Below are 17,233 nucleotides of genomic sequence, written 5' to 3' on the forward strand. Positions count from 1 at the left end.
GCTTGCCGGCGATAAGGCCGTGACATTCAACATCTATGTTGACTGTTACGCCGCTATCGCCAGCAAGCTGGCTCCTACAGGGTTTTGCGTCTGGCTTACTGCGCGCGCAGGGTCTTCACGCCTTCGCTGGTGCCCAGCAACAGCAGATCCGCAGGACGCGCCGCGAACAAACCGTTGGTCACCACGCCGACGATCGCATTGATCTGTGTCTCCAACTCCACCGGGTTGGTGATCTGCATGTTGAACACATCCAGAATGATGTTGCCGTTGTCAGTCAACACGCCTTCACGGTAAACCGGGTCGCCGCCGAGCTTCACCAGCTCGCGGGCCACGTGGCTGCGGGCCATCGGGATCACTTCGACCGGCAGCGGGAACGCGCCGAGCACCGGCACCAGTTTGCTGCCATCGGCGATGCAGATGAAGGTCTTGGCCACGGCCGCAACGATCTTCTCGCGGGTCAGGGCTGCGCCGCCGCCCTTGATCAGGTTCAGGTGCTCGTCGCTTTCGTCGGCGCCGTCGACGTAGAACTCCAGGTCGCTGACGGTATTCAGCTCATACACCGGAATACCGTGGCCCTTGAGGCGTGCGGCGGTGGCTTCGGAGCTGGCGACTGCGCCGTCGAAGGCGCCTTTGTGTTGCGCCAGTGCGTCGATGAAGCAGTTGGCGGTGGAGCCGGTGCCGACCCCGACGATGCTCTTGTCGTCGAGTTTCGGGAGGATGAAGTCGACGGCGGCCTGGGCCACTGCCTGTTTGAGTTGATCCTGGGTCATGCGGGCTCCGAAGTGCCGAAGAGGGGGAACGAAAGCCCGGCATTATAGGCCCCGGGACGGGGAAGGTCATTGCCCGATTGGCAGACCGCCACCGTGACCTGTAGGAGCGAGGCTTGCCCGCGAAAGCGTTCTTACTGCCAACATTTATTCTGGATGTGCCGGCCTCTTCGCGGGCAAGCCTCGCTCCTACAGGATCATGATCCCTTCCGGGGAGGGTAAAACCACCTGTTTAGTGTGGTCGCACGCCCGAAAGCCGGGTTAGACTCCTTGGCCCTGCCCAACCCGCTCAGTGATGCTTTCCGATGCTCGAACAGTACGTCAAAAAGATCCTCACCTCGCGCGTTTATGACGTTGCCGTAGAAACCCCATTGCAGACTGCCCGCCAGCTCTCCGAGCGGCTGGGCAACAGTATTTTGCTCAAGCGTGAAGACTTGCAGCCGGTGTTCTCGTTCAAGATTCGCGGGGCCTACAACAAGCTTACGCAGTTGAGCGATGAAGAGCGCGCGCGCGGCGTCGTGACGGCTTCGGCCGGTAATCACGCGCAGGGCCTGGCCCTGGCGGCGAAAGTGCTCGGCGTGAAAGCCACCATCGTCATGCCCAAGACCACCCCGGAAATCAAAGTCGAAGGCGTGCGTTCCCGTGGTGGCAAAGTGGTGCTGCACGGAGATTCGTTCCCGGAAGCCCTGGCTTACTCGCTGAAACTGGTCGACGAAAAAGGCTACGTCTACATTCACCCGTACGACGATCCCCACACCATTGCCGGGCAGGGCACGGTGGCCATGGAGATTCTGCGCCAGCACCCTGGGCGTCTGGATGCGATCTTCGTTCCGGTCGGCGGCGGCGGGCTGATCGCCGGTATCGCGGCGTACGTGAAATACCTGCGCCCGGAAATCAAGATCATCGGCGTCGAGCCGGACGACTCCAATTGCCTGCAAGCCGCCATGGCCGCCGGCGAGCGCGTGGTGCTGCCGACCGTGGGCCTCTTCGCCGACGGCGTCGCGGTCGCTCAGATTGGTCAGTACACGTTCGACATCTGCAAAGACTATGTCGATGAAGTGATCACGGTCAGCACCGACGAGATCTGCGCGGCAATCAAGGATATCTACGACGATACCCGCTCGATCACTGAACCGGCCGGCGCCCTGGGCGTGGCCGGGATCAAGAAGTACGTCGAGCAGCACGCTGTCACCGGGCACACCTTTGTGGCCATCGATTCCGGCGCCAACGTCAACTTCGACCGCTTGCGCCACGTCGCCGAACGCGCCGAACTGGGCGAAGGCCGCGAAGCCATCATCGCCGTGACCATCCCCGAGAAACCGGGCAGCTTCAAGGCGTTCTGCGAAGCCATCGGCAAGCGCCAGATCACCGAATTCAACTACCGATACAACACCGGCAGCGAAGCGCACATCTTCGTTGGCGTGCAGACGCACCCGGAAAACGATCCGCGCAGCGCGCTGCTTGCCAGTCTGACCGAGCAGGGGTTCCCGGTGCTGGACCTGACCGACAATGAACTGGCCAAGTTGCACATCCGGCACATGGTCGGTGGCCGCGCGGCCCAGGTGGTGGATGAAGTGGTGCTGCGCTTCGAATTTCCGGAGCGACCGGGCGCGCTGTTCAACTTCCTCAGCAAGCTCGGCGGGCGCTGGAACATCTCGATGTTCCACTACCGCAACCACGGCGCAGCGGACGGTCGTGTGGTCGCAGGGCTGCAAGTGCCTCACGAAGAGCGTCATCTGGTGCCGGCGGCGCTGGAAGAAATCGGCTACCCGTACTGGGACGAAAGCGACAACCCGGCCTATCAGCTGTTTCTTGGCTGAGCGGCTACGCTGATGGGCAGGTCATAAGGAAGTCGAACAATGGAAACGTTAACCGCCCTGAAAGTGGCGCACATGGTGGCGACGGTTGTGCTGCTGGTCTGTGCGCTGGGCCTGGGGATCTGGGTCTGGCGAACTCGGCGTAATGGCGACGCGACGGCGGGCAGCCGAACCTTGCAAAGGCCTCGGGTGTTCATCTGGCTGTTGATGGGGCTGGCACTGCTGAGCATGCCGTTCACCGGCTGGTGGATGGTGCATCTGGTGGGCTGGCCGTTGGGGCAGACGTGGTTGCTGGCGTCGAGTGTGCTTTACACCGTTGCGGCGTTGGCGTGGTTCTGGTTGTTGGTGCGGCTTAACAAGTTGCGCAAGGCGCCGGCGGGGAACGGCAAGTTTACCTTCGCCCTGGCGTTGTTCAGCTTCGTCTGCTTTATCGCCATTGCCGGGTTGATGGGTGCCAAGCCTGTTTAACGCTTGAAACCGAGTTGACCCCTTCGCGGGCGAGCCTCGCTCCTACGGGATTTGCGTCATTTTCATAATTGGCGCATGACCTGTAGGAGCGAGGCTTGCCCGCGAAGGCGATTTCAGTCACGCAACGAAATCACCGGCCAGCCACGTTTCTCGGCCTCGGCACGCAAATTCGGGTCCGGATCAACCGCCACCGGATTCGCCACCTGTTCCAGCAACGGAAAATCATTCATCGAGTCGCTGTAGAAGTAACTGTCTTCCAGCGAATGCCCGCTTTCTTCCAGCCAACGATTAAGCCGCGTCACCTTGCCTTCACGGAAGCACGGCACGTCGGTGCTGCGCCCGGTGTAGCGGCCATCGACCATCTCGCACTCGGTGGCGATCAGGGTCTCAACGCCCAGGCGCTCGGCAATCGGACCTGTGACGAAGCGGTTGGTCGCGGTGATGATCACCAGTTTGTCGCCGGCATCGCGGTGCTTCTTCAGCAGCTCAAGTCCCTTGGGCAGCACGATCGGTTCGATGCAGTCGCGCATGTAATCGCTGTGCCACTGATCCAGCGTGGCCATTTCGGTGCGGCCGAGTACTTCCAGGCAAAAGTTCAGGTAGGCGGCGTTATCCAGCTTGCCGGCCAGGTAATCCTGATAGAACTCGTCGTTGCGTGTCTTGTAGGCGACGGCGTCGAGGAAGCCGCGTTCGCACAGGTAATCACCCCAGGCGTGGTCACTGTCGCCGCCCAAAAGGGTGTTGTCCAAGTCGAATAAAGCCAGGCGCATTGCAGTTACTCGCTGAAAAGTCTGTAGAAAGGCGCCCAGAATACGGACTTTTCACAAGAGTGCACATAAGGTTGGCCGGCTCGTTGCTGCCTTCACAACCTTTGTGGAACAATGCGGCGACATGCGTTTGCGAGGTTGTTGCCGTGATCGACCCCGATGGTTTCCGCCCCAATGTCGGGATCATTCTCACGAATGATGCCGGACAGGTGCTATGGGCTCGCCGTATCAATCAAGATGCCTGGCAGTTTCCACAGGGTGGTATCAACCCCCAGGAGACGCCGGAAGACGCCTTGTACCGCGAGTTGAACGAAGAAGTGGGTCTGGAGCGTGAAGATGTTGAAATTCTCGCCTGCACCCGGGGCTGGTTGCGCTATCGTTTGCCGCAACGTCTGGTCCGAACCCACAGCCAACCGCTGTGCATCGGCCAGAAACAGAAATGGTTTCTCCTGCGCCTGATCTCCAACGAGCAGCGGGTGCGGATGGATTTGACCGGTAAACCGGAATTCGATGGCTGGCGCTGGGTCAGTTATTGGTATCCGTTGGGCCAGGTGGTGACATTCAAGCGCGAGGTGTATCGACGCGCTCTCAAAGAGCTTGCCCCGCGCCTTTTAGCGCGCGACTGACGACGGAGTTCGACCCCGAGCCATGCTCAATACGCTGCGCAAGATCGTCCAGGAAGTTAACTCCGCCAAGGATCTCAAGGCGGCGTTGGGGATTATTGTGTTGCGCGTCAAAGAGGCCATGGGCAGCCAGGTCTGCTCGGTCTACCTGCTTGACCCCGAGACCAACCGCTTCGTGCTGATGGCGACCGAGGGCTTGAACAAGCGCTCGATCGGCAAAGTCAGCATGGCACCCAACGAAGGTCTGGTCGGCCTGGTCGGCACGCGTGAAGAACCCCTGAACCTCGAAAACGCCGCGGATCACCCGCGCTACCGCTACTTCGCCGAGACCGGTGAAGAGCGCTACGCCTCATTCCTCGGGGCACCGATCATCCACCACCGCCGCGTTGTCGGCGTGTTGGTCATTCAGCAGAAAGAACGCCGCCAGTTCGACGAAGGTGAAGAAGCCTTCCTCGTGACCATGAGCGCGCAGCTTGCCGGGGTTATCGCCCACGCCGAGGCCACCGGTTCGATCCGAGGCCTGGGCCGTCAGGGCAAAGGCATCCAGGAAGCCAAGTTCATCGGCGTGCCGGGTTCGCCGGGCGCGGCGGTCGGTACGGCGGTGGTCATGCTGCCACCGGCCGATCTGGACGTGGTGCCGGACAAGACCATCACCGACATCGACGCCGAACTGGCGTTGTTCAAGACCGCCATCGAAGGCGTGCGCGCCGACATGCGTGCGTTGTCGGCCAAACTGGCCTCGCAGTTGCGCCCCGAAGAGCGGGCCTTGTTCGACGTCTACCTGATGATGCTCGCCGACGAGGCGCTCGGCAGCGAAGTCACCACCGTAATCAAGACCGGTCAGTGGGCCCAGGGCGCGCTGCGTCAGGTGGTCACTGAGCACGTCAACCGTTTCGAATTGATGGACGACGCCTACCTGCGTGAGCGCGCATCGGACGTCAAGGACCTTGGTCGCCGTCTGCTCGCCTACTTGCAGGAAGAGCGCCAGCAGAACCTGGTCTACCCGGAAAAAACCATTCTGGTCAGCGAAGAACTGACGCCGGCAATGCTCGGCGAGGTGCCGGAAGGCACGCTGGTCGGTCTGGTTTCGGTCCTCGGTTCAGGTAACTCCCACGTCGCGATCCTCGCCCGGGCGATGGGCATCCCGACGGTGATGGGTCTGGTCGACCTGCCTTATGCCAAGGTCGACGGCATCGAATTGATCGTCGACGGCAACCGCGGCGAGGTCTACACCAACCCCAGCGATGTGCTGCGCAAGCAGTTCGCCGAGGTGGTGGAAGAAGAGAAACAACTGGCGCTCGGTCTCGATTCCCTGCGCGACCTGCCGTGCGTGACCCTCGATGGTCACCGCATGCCGCTGTGGGTCAACACCGGCCTGCTGGCGGACGTGGCGCGGGCGCAAAAGCGCGGCGCCGAAGGTGTCGGTCTGTACCGCACCGAAGTGCCGTTCATGATCAACCAGCGCTTCCCGAGCGAAAAGGAACAACTGGCGATCTATCGCGAACAGCTTGCCGCGTTCCACCCGCAACCGGTGACCATGCGCAGCCTGGACATCGGCGGCGACAAGTCGCTGTCGTACTTCCCGATCAAGGAAGACAACCCGTTCCTCGGCTGGCGCGGCATTCGCGTCACCCTCGACCACCCGGAAATCTTCCTGGTGCAGACCCGCGCGATGCTCAAGGCCAGCGAAGGCTTGAACAACCTGCGGATTCTGCTGCCGATGATCTCCGGCACCCATGAGCTGGAAGAAGCCCTGCACCTGATTCACCGGGCGTGGGGCGAAGTCCGCGACGAAGGCACCGACGTGCCGATGCCGCCGATTGGCGTGATGATAGAGATTCCGGCGGCGGTGTATCAGACCAAGGAACTGGCGCGGCAAGTGGACTTCCTGTCGGTCGGTTCCAACGACCTGACCCAGTACCTGCTGGCCGTTGACCGCAACAACCCGCGAGTGGCCGACCTCTACGACTACTTGCACCCGGCGGTGCTACAGGCGTTGCAGACCGTGGTGCGTGACGCCCATGCCGAAGGCAAGCCGGTGAGCATCTGCGGCGAGATGGCGGGTGACCCGGCGGCGGCGGTGCTGCTGATGGCGATGGGCTTCGACAGTTTGTCGATGAACGCCACCAACCTGCCGAAGGTGAAGTGGATGCTGCGTCAGATCAACCTGAGCAAGGCCAAGGAATTGCTCGCGGAGCTGATGACCATCGACAACCCGCAAGTTATCCACAGCTCGCTGCAACTGGCGCTGAAGAACCTTGGGTTGGCGAAGATGGTCAGCCCGGCTGCGGTCAAAGCCCTCTAAAGGCTGCTGGCCTCTTCGCGGGCAAGCCTCGCTCCTACATGGAACGCATAAATCCTGTAGGAGCGAGGCTTGCCCGCGAAGGCGTCCCCTAGTACGCCGAAAATCTAAACCCTGACCTCAACTTCCCCAAGATGCCCGCCATACGGCCCGAAACTCCGTTCGACCATCAGCCGCGTCCCATCCGCCTGCACAATCAACGCCGTACTCGCCCGCGTCCCATAACTCTGGCTGGCAATAAACACACTCGATAACAACGACTCGGTCGCCAGACCTACCCCGGTATCCGGCAGCTCTGCAAAAGGCGCTGTCTGCGAATCACTGAGCAACGCCAATAACGCCTCAGGCTGCGGATCCTCCAGAACAGCCTCCAACGCCGCTCGCGCCTTGAGCAACTTCGGCCACGGCGTATCCAGACCAGCATTCGATAACCCATACACCCCGGCCGGCAGCAGCACCGCTTCAAGCTCTCGGGCATTGAAGTGCCACAGTTCATTGGCATTGCCGATCAGCAGGTTAAAACCGGCATATTCGAGTGAACGTCCGACAACGTCGTCCAAATAATCATCTATCGGCATGTCGCCGCTGAGAAATCGCGCAACCAGTTCGCCTCGGGATTTTCGAGCGGCCGGTTGATGGGGATCGCGAATATTGGTCAGCGCCGCAAAGCGCCCGTTGGCGCCGACACCGAGCCAGGTGCCGCCGGCTTCCAGATCACGACCGGCGTAGACGTGCGGTGCTTCGGGCCATTGCGCCAAGGGCAGACTGGGCCGGGCATAGAATTCGTCACGGTTGGCGGCGACGATCAGCGGCTGGGCGTGGCCCGGGCGCCAGGCAAAGACAATCAGGCACATAAGGTGGTCCTTGTGTGTTTTTGCCCACTCTACGCAGTCATTGTGCGGGTATCCATCGCCATCCAGTGGAGCCGAAGGCCATGCATCCGTTACCATGCCGCTCTTCTTTGGGGGTCGTACATGGAATTTCTGCTCTATCTGGCGCTCGGCGCCTGTGCAGGCGTGCTGGCCGGCCTGTTTGGCGTCGGTGGCGGAATTATCATCGTGCCGGTGCTGGTGTTCAGTTTCACCTTGCAGGGTTTCGACGCCTCGATCCTGACGCATCTGGCGGTCGGCACATCCCTGGCTACGATCATCTTTACCTCGGTCAACGCCGTGCGCGAGCATCATCGCCGCGGTGCCGTGCGTTGGCCGATTTTTGCCTGGATGACCGTCGGCATCCTGCTCGGCGCCGGGTTCGGCGCGCTGACAGCCGAAGCGATCTCCGGGCCAAACCTGCAGAAAATCATCGGCGTATTTGCCCTGGTCATCGCCGTGCAGTTGATGCTGGACGTCAAACCCAAGGCCAGCCGAACGGTGCCGGGTAAAGTCGGTCTGACCGTGGCCGGCAGTGTGATTGGCTGGGCGTCGGCGATTTTCGGGATTGGCGGCGGTTCGCTGACCGTGCCGTTCCTGACCTGGCGCAGCGTGCCGATGCAGCAAGCGGTGGCCACGTCCTCGGCGTGCGGTCTGCCCATCGCGCTGGCCAGTGCATTAAGTTTCATGATTCTGGGCTGGCACGATCCGTTGCTGCCGGCTCATAGTCTCGGTTTTATTTATTTGCCGGCGCTGCTGGGGATCGCCCTGACCAGCATGGTCTTCGCCCGCCTCGGTGCGCGACTGGCCCACAGCCTGTCGCCGAAGTTGCTGAAAAGACTGTTCGCCGCTTTGCTGTTCTGCGTGGGTTTGAATTTTCTGATCTGACGCACCGCACAATCCTGGCTTAATCCTGAGGTGGCAGCGTCGCCCGGGAATTTTGAAGCTTTCAACTCTAACGAGGAGTCGCAATGCTGCCTTACCCGCAGATCGACCCGGTGGCCCTGGCCATCGGTCCGCTGAAAATCCACTGGTACGGCTTGATGTACCTGATCGGCATCGGCGGTGCGTGGCTGCTGGCGTCGCGCCGGCTCAACCGTTTCGACCCGACCTGGACCAAGGAGAAGCTCTCCGACATGGTCTTCTGGATGTCGATGGGCGTTATCGTCGGCGGTCGCCTGGGCTATGTGCTGTTCTACGATCTGCACGCTTACCTGGCCAACCCGACGCTGATTTTCGAAGTGTGGAAGGGTGGCATGTCGTTCCACGGCGGCTTCATCGGCGTGATGCTGGCGGCGTTGTGGTTCGGTAAGAAGAACAACAAGTCGTTCTTCCAGCTGATGGATTTCGTCGCGCCGATGGTGCCGATCGGCCTGGGCGCCGGGCGTATCGGCAACTTCATCAACGCCGAATTGTGGGGCAAGGCGACCGACGTGCCGTGGGCGATGATCTTCCCGCCGTTCAGCGATCCGGCGCAGTTGCCGCGTCACCCGTCGCAGCTGTATCAGTTCGCGCTGGAAGGCGTCGCGCTGTTCCTGATCCTGTGGCTGTTCTCGCGCAAGCCACGGCCGACCATGGCGGTGTCCGGGATGTTCGCGCTGTTCTATGGCATCTTCCGTTTCATCGTCGAATTCGTCCGCGTACCGGACGCGCAACTGGGCTATCTGGCCTGGAACTGGCTGACCATGGGCCAGGTGCTCTGCGTGCCGATGATCGTTGGCGGGCTGTTCCTGATCTGGCTGGCGTATCGCCGCGCCCCGGCGACTCCAGCGGCAGCCGTATAAATTCGAATCCCGGGGGCGATGGCCTCCGGGTTCAAGGACACAGGTAACTCATGAAGCAATATCTCGAACTGGTCGCCCACGTCATCAAGAACGGCACCAAACAGGCCAACCGCACCGGCGTGAACACCATCAGCTTTCCGGGCGCGATGCTGCGTTACGACCTGCAAGAAGGTTTCCCGGCGATCACCACGCGCAAGATGGCCTTCAAATCGGCCATCGGCGAGATGTGCGGTTTTCTGCGTGGGGTGAACAACGCCGCCGAATTCCGTGCGCTGGGCTGCAAGGTCTGGGACCAGAACGCCAACGAAAACGCGCAATGGCTGGCCAACCCGTTCCGCCAGGGTGAAGACGACCTCGGCGAGATCTACGGCGTGCAATGGCGCAAATGGCCGGCGTACAAGCAGATCCCGGTCAGCAACCAGGCCGCCATCGAGCAGACCCTGAAGCAAGGCTACCGCCAGATCGCTGAAGGCGAAGAAGACGGTCAGGCCTACGTGGTGCTGTACAAGGCGATCGACCAGATCCGCCAGTGCGTCGACACCATCATCAAGGACCCGGGCAGCCGCCGCATCCTGTTCCACGGCTGGAACGTCGCGCAGCTCGATGAAATGGCCCTGCCGCCGTGCCACCTGCTGTACCAGTTCCACCCGAATGTCGAGACCAAGGAAATTTCCCTGACCCTCTACATCCGCTCCAACGACCTGGGCCTGGGCACGCCGTTCAACCTCACCGAAGGGGCTGCGTTGCTGAGCCTGATCGGTCGCCTGACCGGTTATACGCCGCGCTGGTTCACCTATTTCATCGGTGACGCGCACGTCTACGAAAACCACCTGGACATGCTGAACGAACAGCTCAAGCGCGAGCCGTTCCCGATGCCGAAACTGGTGATCAGTGATCGTGTGCCGGAGTTTGCCAAGACGGGCGTGTATCAGCCGGAGTGGCTGGAGTTGATCGAACCGGGTGATTTTTCGCTTGAGGGTTATCAGCACCATGCGCCGATGACGGCGCCGATGGCTGTCTGAGACGGGCACCGCTTCGCGGTGTTCGCGGTGTTCGCGGGCAAGCCTCGCTCCTACGGGTTAGTGTAAATCTGTAGGAGCGAGGCTTGCCCGCGAAGAGGCCCTCAATGCCCATGACTGCGGCCCACATGCGAATGCTCAACCTCCGTCGCCACAACCCCGCCGCTCACTTCCAACCGCTGCAAAATCCCGCATTGATCGATATCCGGCCCTTCGCCACAGCGTTGGCGCAGGTCGAGCAGTTGTGCCTGTAACGCCAGCAACCCGTCGATCCGCGCTTTCACGTGATGAATGTGCTCGTCGATCAGCGCATTCACGCTTTCACACTGATCCTGCGGACTGTCGCGCAAGGCCAGCAGGCTGCGGATTTCCTCGAGCGTCATGTCGAGGGTGCGGCAGTTGCGGATGAAGGTCAGGCGCTCGGCGTGGGCCTGGGTGTAGACGCGGTAGTTGCCGTCGCTGCGGGCCGGTTCCGGCAGCAGGTTTTCGCGCTCGTAGTAGCGAATGGTTTCCACGGCGCAGTCCGTGAGCCTGGCCAGTTCTCCGATCTTCATGACGGCAATCTCCAAAAGGGTGCTTGACCCTATAGTGGCTACAGGGTCTTTACTTGGCAACAGGCACCTTATGGACGCGACCTGATGAGCGATTCCCGACACGATCACACACACGAGGCTGGTCACAGCCACAAACTGCAGCCTGTACAGAAACATGACCATGGCGGTCACGGGGATTCCTGCTGTTCTTCCAAAGCAGCGGCGCCGTCGCTGATCAAGCTCAGCGAAACGTCCACCGCCAACGCGCGGCTGAGCAGTTTCCGCATCGACGCGATGGACTGCCCGACCGAGCAGACGCTGATCCAGAACAAACTGGGCAAGCTCGCCGGTGTGCAGCAGCTGGAATTCAACCTGATCAACCGCGTGCTGGGCGTCACTCATGACTTGCCGAGCACCGCGCCGATCATCGACGCGATCAAGTCGCTGGGCATGGTTGCCGAGCCGTTGGAGCAGGGCGTCGAAACACCCGCCCCGGCACCTGAGAAAAAACCGTGGTGGCCACTGGCGCTGTCCGGCGTGACCGCGCTCGCCGCCGAAGTGATTCACTTCACCGACGCAGCGCCCAACTGGGTCGTAGCGGTTATCGCGCTGGTCTCGATCCTCAGCGGCGGCCTCAGCACTTACAAAAAGGGCTGGATCGCCCTGAAAAACCTCAACCTCAACATCAACGCGTTGATGAGCATTGCGGTGACCGGTGCGATCCTGATCGGACAGTGGCCGGAAGCGGCGATGGTGATGTTCCTGTTCACCGTGGCCGAGTTGATCGAGGCCAAGTCCCTGGACCGCGCGCGCAATGCAATCAGCGGTTTGATGCAGATGACCCCGGAGCAGGCCACGGTATTGCAGGCCGATGGCAGTTGGGTTTTGCAGGACGTCAAAACCATCGAGCTGGGCGCGCGGGTGCGCGTGCGGCCCGGCGAGCGGATCGGCCTGGACGGTGAAGTGGTGGCGGGCAGTTCAACCATCGATCAGGCACCGATCACGGGTGAAAGCCTGCCGGTCGAGAAGACGCTTGGCGACAAGGTTTTCGCCGGGACCATCAATCAGGCGGGTTCTCTGGAGTATTCCGTCACCGCCGCCGCCAACAATTCGACCCTGGCGCGGATCATCCACGCCGTCGAACAGGCGCAAGGCGCACGGGCACCGACTCAGCGTTTCGTTGACCAGTTTTCAAAAATCTACACCCCGGCGGTGTTCGCCCTGGCCCTGGCCGTCGCAGTGATTCCGCCGCTGTTCATGGGCGCGGTCTGGTTCGACTGGATCTATCGCGCGTTGGTATTGCTGGTGGTCGCTTGTCCGTGTGCGCTGGTGATCTCGACGCCAGTGACCATCGTCAGCGGCCTCGCGGCGGCGGCGCGCAAAGGGATTCTGGTCAAGGGCGGCGTTTATCTGGAGGGCGGTTACAAGCTCGATTACCTGGCGCTGGACAAGACCGGCACGATCACCCACGGCAAACCGGTGCAGACCGATTACCTGTCGCTTGACCCAACCGCTGATGCCTCGGCCCCGGGAATTGCGGCGGCATTGGCAGGGCGCTCGGACCACCCGGTGTCGCTGGCTATCGCCAACGCAGCTGTGGATAAAACCTTTGCACCGCTCATTGTGGATAACTTCGAAGCCCTGGCCGGTCGCGGGGTGCGCGGTGAAATCAACGGTCAGGTCTACCACTTGGGCAACCACCGTTTGGTCGAAGAGCTGAACCTGTGCTCGCCCGCCCTGGAAGAAAAGCTGTTTGCGCTGGAAAAACAGGGCAAGTCGGTGGTGCTGTTGCTCGACAAATCCGGCCCGCTGGCGCTGTTCGCCGTGGCCGATACGGTCAAGGAGTCCAGCCGCGAGGCGATCCAGCAATTACACGACCTGGGCATCAAAACCCTGATGCTCACTGGCGACAACGTTCACACCGCGCAGGCGATTGCCGCACAGGTCGGCATCGACGAAGCCAAGGGCGATCTGCTGCCGACCGATAAACTGCAAGCCATCGAAGCCCTTTATGCACAGGGCCATAGCGTCGGCATGGTCGGTGATGGCATCAACGATGCCCCGGCACTGGCCCGGGCCGAGATCGGTTTTGCGATGGCCGCCGCCGGCACCGATACCGCCATCGAAACCGCCGATGTCGCCCTGATGGACGACGATCTGCGCAAAATCCCCACGTTCATCCGCCTGTCGCGGCAGACGTCGAGCATCCTCAAACAGAACATCGCCCTCGCTTTGGTCATCAAGGCTATCTTTCTTGGGGTAACCTTCGCCGGGATCGCCACCATGTGGATGGCGGTGTTCGCCGACATGGGCGTGAGCCTGTTGGTGGTGTTCAACGGTTTGCGCCTGTTGCGCAAGTAAGTGATGAGGAGCGGGTGTGCTGAGTGCCGAGCTGAAGGCGTTTTACATGGTGGCCCGTCTGGGCAGCATTACCCTGGCGGCGAAAAAGCTCGGCCTGAGCCAGCCCACCGTGACCACGCAAATCCGCAATCTGGAAAGCCAGTACTCGGTTGAACTGTTCTACCGTGGCGGTCGCCGCCTCAGCGTCAGTGATGAAGGTGCGCGGCTGCTGCCGATGGTCAAGACGCTGTTGCAGCAGGAAGCCGACATCGAGTTTTTCCTGCGTAACAGCGGCCAGGTCCAGGGCACTTTGCGCATCGCCGCCACGGCACCGTATTACATCCTCGATCTGGTGAAGACCTTTCGCGAGCGCTTGCCGCAGGTGGAAGTGTCGGTGGAGATCGGCAACTCGCAGCAGGTGCTGGAGGCGTTGGAGGATTACCGGGTGGATGTCGCCGCGTCCTCGCAACTGCTCGATGATGCGCGACTGATTCGGCGGGTGCTCGGCAGCGATCCGCTGGTGTTGGCAGTGCATCGCAATCATCCGTTGGCGGTGCACGATCATGTGCCGCTCAGCGCGTTGGCCGGGCATACGTTGTTGATGCGTGAGTCAGGCTCGACCACTCGGCGTCTGACCGAAGAATTGCTGGCCAGCGCCGGGGTGAGTTTCGGGCCGTTGCTGGAGATCGGCAGCCGTGAATCGATCCGCGAAGCGGTGCTGCGCAACATCGGGATCAGCATCATTGCCCGGCAGGAAGTGCCGCATGATCCGCAACTTCGCGTGCTGACCATCGAGAATGCGCCACAGATTCCAGAGTATTTGTACTGCCTCAAGGAACGCAAAGGCGCGCGGTTGCCGGCGGCGTTTCTGGGGTTGGCGCAGGAAATGGCCCCGGCCTGAGTTTTGCGGTGACTCTGAGGGCCTCTTCGCGGGCAAGCCTCGCTCCTACAGGGGAACGCATTTCTCTGTAGGAGCGAGGCTTGCCCGCGAAGGCGTCAGCCCGGACAACGAATAACTTGAACCAAAATCTCTGAATACCACTATCAGCCGTTTTGGCCTCACTGCCACATGACGGACGCATTACATCCCTAGGATGGCCTTCATCTGCTTGATGAGGCCCGTCCATGAACCACTCGATCGCAACTGCCCTGACCAACCCCGGCGCCCCGATGAAGGTGCGCGGCGTGCAGAAACGCTTCGGCGCTTTCACTGCGCTGGATAACGTTTCCCTCGACGTGGCGGCCGGTGAACTGGTGTGTCTGCTGGGGCCGTCGGGCTGTGGCAAGACCACCTTGCTACGTTGCATCGCCGGTCTGGAGAAACAGGACAGCGGCGAGTTGTACCTCGGTGATCGCGACGTCTCGCACCTGGCACCTCAGGCGCGGGACTACGGCATTCTGTTTCAGTCCTACGCGTTGTTCCCCAATCTAACCGTCGAAGCGAACATTGCCTACGGCCTCGCCGGCAGCGGTCGCGACGAAGTGCGCAAGCGCGTCGGTCAGATGCTGGAACTGGTCGGCCTGACCGGCAGTGAGAAAAAGTACCCCGGCCAATTATCCGGCGGTCAGCAGCAACGTGTCGCACTGGCCCGCGCCCTGGCACCGGCGCCTTCGTTGTTGTTGCTGGACGAGCCGATGTCCGCCCTCGATGCCCGGGTCCGCGAGCACCTGTGCACCGAACTGCGCCAACTGCAACGCAGCCTCGGCATCACCACGCTGATGGTCACCCACAATCAGGACGAGGCCATGCTGATGGCCGACCGGATCGCCGTGATGAACAACGGCAAGGTCGAGCAGTACGCCACGCCGCAGGAAATCTACGACCGCCCGGCCACGCCGTTCGTGGCGGAGTTTGTCGGTCAAGGCAACTGGCTGCCCTTCCAGCGCAGCAGCGACAGTCATGCCCAGGTCGGCGGGATGAACATGCGTCTGGCGGATGGCAGCGCGAAAACCGCGTCGGGTCGTTTGTTCTGCCGGCCCGAGGCGATCAACGTCAACCCGCTGGTGCATGAAGAAAACCTGTTCCCGGCCAAGGTTCGTGAAATCACCTTTCTCGGCAACCGCTGCCGCATGAGCTTCGAACTCGATCAACTGCCGGGTCACGCACTGCTGGCAGAACTGGCGCCGGAAGCCATGCCGCGCCTCGGTGCGCAGCAGATCATGGTCGCGTTGCCGCCACGCAGCCTGCAGGTGTTTGCCTGATGAGCGCGAACATCGCGCTGCCGATACCGCACAAGCAGGTTCGGCAGACCTCCCGTGCCGAGATCGGCGACCGGGTGTTTGTGGTCGGCGGCAAAGTCCTTTTGCTGGTGTTGCTCGGCGTCGCGGTGTTGATGCCGTTGCTGGCGATCTTCTGGCGTGGCTTCAGTTCGGAGGCCGGGCAGGGCGGTGGTCTGGTGGCTGCGCGTGAACTGGTCACCAGTGCGAATTTCCACTGGTTGCTCGGCAATAGCCTGAAAGTGTCCCTCAGCGTCGCGGCGATTGTCGTACCGCTGGCCTACCTGTTTGCCTACGCGCTGCAACGCACCCTGATTCCGGGCAAAGCCATCTGGCGTGGGATGTCGCTGTTGCCGCTGATGGCGCCGTCGATGCTCCCCGGCATTGCGCTGGTTTATCTGTTCGGTAACCAAGGCATGTTGCGCGGTTTGCTCTCGGACAATATCTACGGCTTCTGGGGCATTGTTCTGGGCGAGGTCATCTACACCTTCCCACACGCCTTGATGATTCTGCTGTCGGCGCTGTCCCTGGCGGATGCGCGACTGTTCGATGCCGCCTCCAGCATGGGCGCCAGTCCGGCGAAAGCCTTCCGCAGCATCACCTGGCCGGCGACGCGTCAGGCGGTGTTCGCTGCGTTCTGTCTTGTTTTCACCCTGACCATCACTGACTTCGGCGTGCCCGTGGTGGTCGGCGGCGACTATCAGGTGTTGGCGCTGGAAGCCTACAAAGCCGTGGTTGGTCAGCAACAATTCGGTCGCGGTGCATTGATCGGCATGGTCCTGCTGCTGCCGGCGCTGTTCAGCTTCGGGGTCGATGCGTGGTTGCGCCGGCGTCACGGTGATTCCATGAGCGGTCGGGCGCAGGTCTTTCAACCGGCACCGTCGAAACTGCGCGACGGCTGCTACCTGGCCATCGTGCTGCTGATCTGCGCGGTGTTGCTGCTGGTGTTCGGCATGGCGGTGTTCTCGTCGCTGGTGAAGTTCTGGCCGTACAACCTGTCGCTGTCGCTCAATCATTACCAGTTCAACGACACGGCGGGCGGCGGTTGGCTGGCCTACGGCAACAGCGTGAAGATGGCCCTGTGCACGGCGTTGATCGGCAGCGTGCTGATCTTCACCGGCGCCTACCTGATGGAAAAAACCAAGGGCCAGCGCGGACTGAATCTGACATTGCGCATGCTCAGTTTCGTACCGATGGCGGTGCCGGGTCTGGTGCTGGGCCTGGGTTATGTCTTCTTCTTCAACCTCAGCGACAACCCGCTGCATGTGCTCTACGGGACCATGACCCTGCTGGTGGTCTGCACCATTGCTCACTATCTGACCACCGCGCAAATGACCGCGACCACGGCGCTGCGCCAACTCGACGCCGAGTTCGAAGCCGCCGCGCTGTCGCTCAAGGCGCCGCTGTACCGGCATTACCTGCGCGTCACCGTGCCGATCTGCCTGCCGGCGCTGCTGGACATCGTGCGTTACCTGTTCGTCTCGGCCATGACCACTGTCTCGGCGGCGATCTTCCTCTACAGCCCCGACACCATCCTCGCGGCGGTGGCGGTGCTGAACATGGACGACGCCGGCAACGTCGGCGGCGCGGCGGCGATGTCGACCCTGATTCTGTTCACCTCGGCGGGCGTGTCCCTGCTGCTGGCCTGGGCCTCGCGCGGTTTGCTGCGTCGCTCCCAAGCCTGGCGGCAGACCGCGCCCGGTCACTGATTTCCACTCCCGCAACCT

Annotated in this window: 15 protein-coding genes; 11 read left to right on the forward strand and 4 right to left on the reverse strand. The window is 61.7% G+C overall.

Annotation, left to right across the window (positions count from 1 at the left end):
• Positions 1-95 precede the first annotated feature (95 nt).
• Positions 96-770 (reverse strand): ribose-5-phosphate isomerase RpiA, encoded by a 675-nt coding sequence (gene rpiA / locus IB246_RS06655; protein WP_008026076.1) that lies wholly within the window; start codon positions 768-770, stop codon positions 96-98.
• 302 nt (positions 771-1,072) lie between these two features.
• Between rpiA and ilvA the strand changes: the two genes are divergently transcribed.
• Complete coding sequence (gene ilvA, locus IB246_RS06660) at positions 1,073-2,587, forward strand: threonine ammonia-lyase, biosynthetic (RefSeq protein ID WP_008026079.1); 1,515 nt, start codon at positions 1,073-1,075, stop codon at positions 2,585-2,587.
• A gap of 39 nt (positions 2,588-2,626) precedes the next feature.
• Positions 2,627-3,052, forward strand: coding sequence for a DUF2269 domain-containing protein (locus IB246_RS06665; RefSeq protein ID WP_008026082.1), 426 nt, complete (start codon positions 2,627-2,629; stop codon positions 3,050-3,052).
• A 113-nt stretch (positions 3,053-3,165) separates the two neighbouring features.
• Here the strand turns inward: IB246_RS06665 and IB246_RS06670 are convergent, their stop codons facing one another.
• Positions 3,166-3,822 (reverse strand): HAD family hydrolase, encoded by a 657-nt coding sequence (locus tag IB246_RS06670; protein WP_008026084.1) that lies wholly within the window; start codon positions 3,820-3,822, stop codon positions 3,166-3,168.
• Positions 3,823-3,965: 143 nt separating this feature from the next.
• Here IB246_RS06670 and IB246_RS06675 point away from each other — a divergent pair, with 143 nt between their 5' ends.
• Positions 3,966-4,445 (forward strand): RNA pyrophosphohydrolase, encoded by a 480-nt coding sequence (locus IB246_RS06675; protein ID WP_007897732.1) that lies wholly within the window; start codon positions 3,966-3,968, stop codon positions 4,443-4,445.
• A 22-nt stretch (positions 4,446-4,467) separates the two neighbouring features.
• Complete coding sequence (gene ptsP, locus IB246_RS06680; protein ID WP_008040767.1) at positions 4,468-6,747, forward strand: phosphoenolpyruvate--protein phosphotransferase; 2,280 nt, start codon at positions 4,468-4,470, stop codon at positions 6,745-6,747.
• Between the two features lie 104 nt (positions 6,748-6,851).
• Here ptsP and IB246_RS06685 read toward each other — a convergent pair whose 3' ends face one another.
• A complete protein-coding gene (locus IB246_RS06685) occupies positions 6,852-7,598 on the reverse strand; it encodes an NRDE family protein (protein ID WP_008040768.1) in 747 nt (248 codons plus the stop codon).
• A 120-nt stretch (positions 7,599-7,718) separates the two neighbouring features.
• Between IB246_RS06685 and IB246_RS06690 the strand changes: the two genes are divergently transcribed.
• The 3 genes from IB246_RS06690 (at position 7,719) to IB246_RS06700 (ending at position 10,419) form a co-directional block, all read left to right on the forward strand.
• Positions 7,719-8,501, forward strand: coding sequence for a sulfite exporter TauE/SafE family protein (locus IB246_RS06690; protein ID WP_008026089.1), 783 nt, complete (start codon positions 7,719-7,721; stop codon positions 8,499-8,501).
• 83 nt (positions 8,502-8,584) lie between these two features.
• Complete coding sequence (gene lgt, locus IB246_RS06695) at positions 8,585-9,397, forward strand: prolipoprotein diacylglyceryl transferase (protein WP_008040769.1); 813 nt, start codon at positions 8,585-8,587, stop codon at positions 9,395-9,397.
• Between the two features lie 50 nt (positions 9,398-9,447).
• A complete protein-coding gene (locus IB246_RS06700; protein ID WP_008026091.1) occupies positions 9,448-10,419 on the forward strand; it encodes a thymidylate synthase in 972 nt (323 codons plus the stop codon).
• A gap of 101 nt (positions 10,420-10,520) precedes the next feature.
• Here IB246_RS06700 and cadR read toward each other — a convergent pair whose 3' ends face one another.
• Entirely contained in the window at positions 10,521-10,970 is a 450-nt protein-coding gene (gene cadR / locus IB246_RS06705) for a Cd(II)/Pb(II)-responsive transcriptional regulator (RefSeq protein WP_008040770.1), read from the reverse strand.
• 84 nt (positions 10,971-11,054) lie between these two features.
• Here cadR and IB246_RS06710 point away from each other — a divergent pair, with 84 nt between their 5' ends.
• The 4 genes from IB246_RS06710 to IB246_RS06725 all read left to right on the forward strand — a co-directional run bounded on the left by IB246_RS06710 (position 11,055) and on the right by IB246_RS06725 (position 17,215).
• Positions 11,055-13,310, forward strand: coding sequence for a heavy metal translocating P-type ATPase (locus tag IB246_RS06710; protein WP_008040771.1), 2,256 nt, complete (start codon positions 11,055-11,057; stop codon positions 13,308-13,310).
• Positions 13,311-13,326: 16 nt separating this feature from the next.
• Positions 13,327-14,190, forward strand: coding sequence for a LysR family transcriptional regulator (locus IB246_RS06715; RefSeq protein WP_008026094.1), 864 nt, complete (start codon positions 13,327-13,329; stop codon positions 14,188-14,190).
• A 224-nt stretch (positions 14,191-14,414) separates the two neighbouring features.
• Positions 14,415-15,491, forward strand: a complete 1,077-nt coding sequence (locus IB246_RS06720; RefSeq protein WP_008026095.1) for a putative 2-aminoethylphosphonate ABC transporter ATP-binding protein — start codon at positions 14,415-14,417, stop codon at positions 15,489-15,491.
• A complete protein-coding gene (locus IB246_RS06725; protein ID WP_008040772.1) occupies positions 15,491-17,215 on the forward strand; it encodes a putative 2-aminoethylphosphonate ABC transporter permease subunit in 1,725 nt (574 codons plus the stop codon). The genes IB246_RS06720 and IB246_RS06725 overlap by 1 nt, the downstream gene beginning before the upstream one ends.
• The last annotated feature ends 18 nt before the right edge of the window (positions 17,216-17,233 follow it).

The sequence above is a fragment of the Pseudomonas sp. PDM01 genome (genome assembly GCF_014852325.1).
GTDB lineage: Bacteria > Pseudomonadota > Gammaproteobacteria > Pseudomonadales > Pseudomonadaceae > Aquipseudomonas > Aquipseudomonas migulae.

Excerpts from the sequence above, each read along its gene's own strand:
- IB246_RS06690 (WP_008026089.1), top strand. The coding sequence starts at position 7,719 with ATGGAATTTCTGCTCTATCTGGCGCTCGGCGCCTGTGCAGGCGTGCTG.
- IB246_RS06665 (WP_008026082.1), top strand. The coding sequence starts at position 2,627 with ATGGAAACGTTAACCGCCCTGAAAGTGGCGCACATGGTGGCGACGGTT.
- IB246_RS06720 (WP_008026095.1), top strand. The coding sequence starts at position 14,415 with ATGAACCACTCGATCGCAACTGCCCTGACCAACCCCGGCGCCCCGATG.
- ilvA (WP_008026079.1), top strand. The coding sequence starts at position 1,073 with ATGCTCGAACAGTACGTCAAAAAGATCCTCACCTCGCGCGTTTATGAC.
- IB246_RS06725 (WP_008040772.1), top strand. The coding sequence starts at position 15,491 with ATGAGCGCGAACATCGCGCTGCCGATACCGCACAAGCAGGTTCGGCAG.
- lgt (WP_008040769.1), top strand. The coding sequence starts at position 8,585 with ATGCTGCCTTACCCGCAGATCGACCCGGTGGCCCTGGCCATCGGTCCG.
- IB246_RS06670 (WP_008026084.1), bottom strand. The coding sequence starts at position 3,822 with ATGCGCCTGGCTTTATTCGACTTGGACAACACCCTTTTGGGCGGCGAC.
- cadR (WP_008040770.1), bottom strand. The coding sequence starts at position 10,970 with ATGAAGATCGGAGAACTGGCCAGGCTCACGGACTGCGCCGTGGAAACC.
- IB246_RS06710 (WP_008040771.1), top strand. The coding sequence starts at position 11,055 with ATGAGCGATTCCCGACACGATCACACACACGAGGCTGGTCACAGCCAC.
- IB246_RS06685 (WP_008040768.1), bottom strand. The coding sequence starts at position 7,598 with ATGTGCCTGATTGTCTTTGCCTGGCGCCCGGGCCACGCCCAGCCGCTG.
- ptsP (WP_008040767.1), top strand. The coding sequence starts at position 4,468 with ATGCTCAATACGCTGCGCAAGATCGTCCAGGAAGTTAACTCCGCCAAG.
- IB246_RS06700 (WP_008026091.1), top strand. The coding sequence starts at position 9,448 with ATGAAGCAATATCTCGAACTGGTCGCCCACGTCATCAAGAACGGCACC.
- rpiA (WP_008026076.1), bottom strand. The coding sequence starts at position 770 with ATGACCCAGGATCAACTCAAACAGGCAGTGGCCCAGGCCGCCGTCGAC.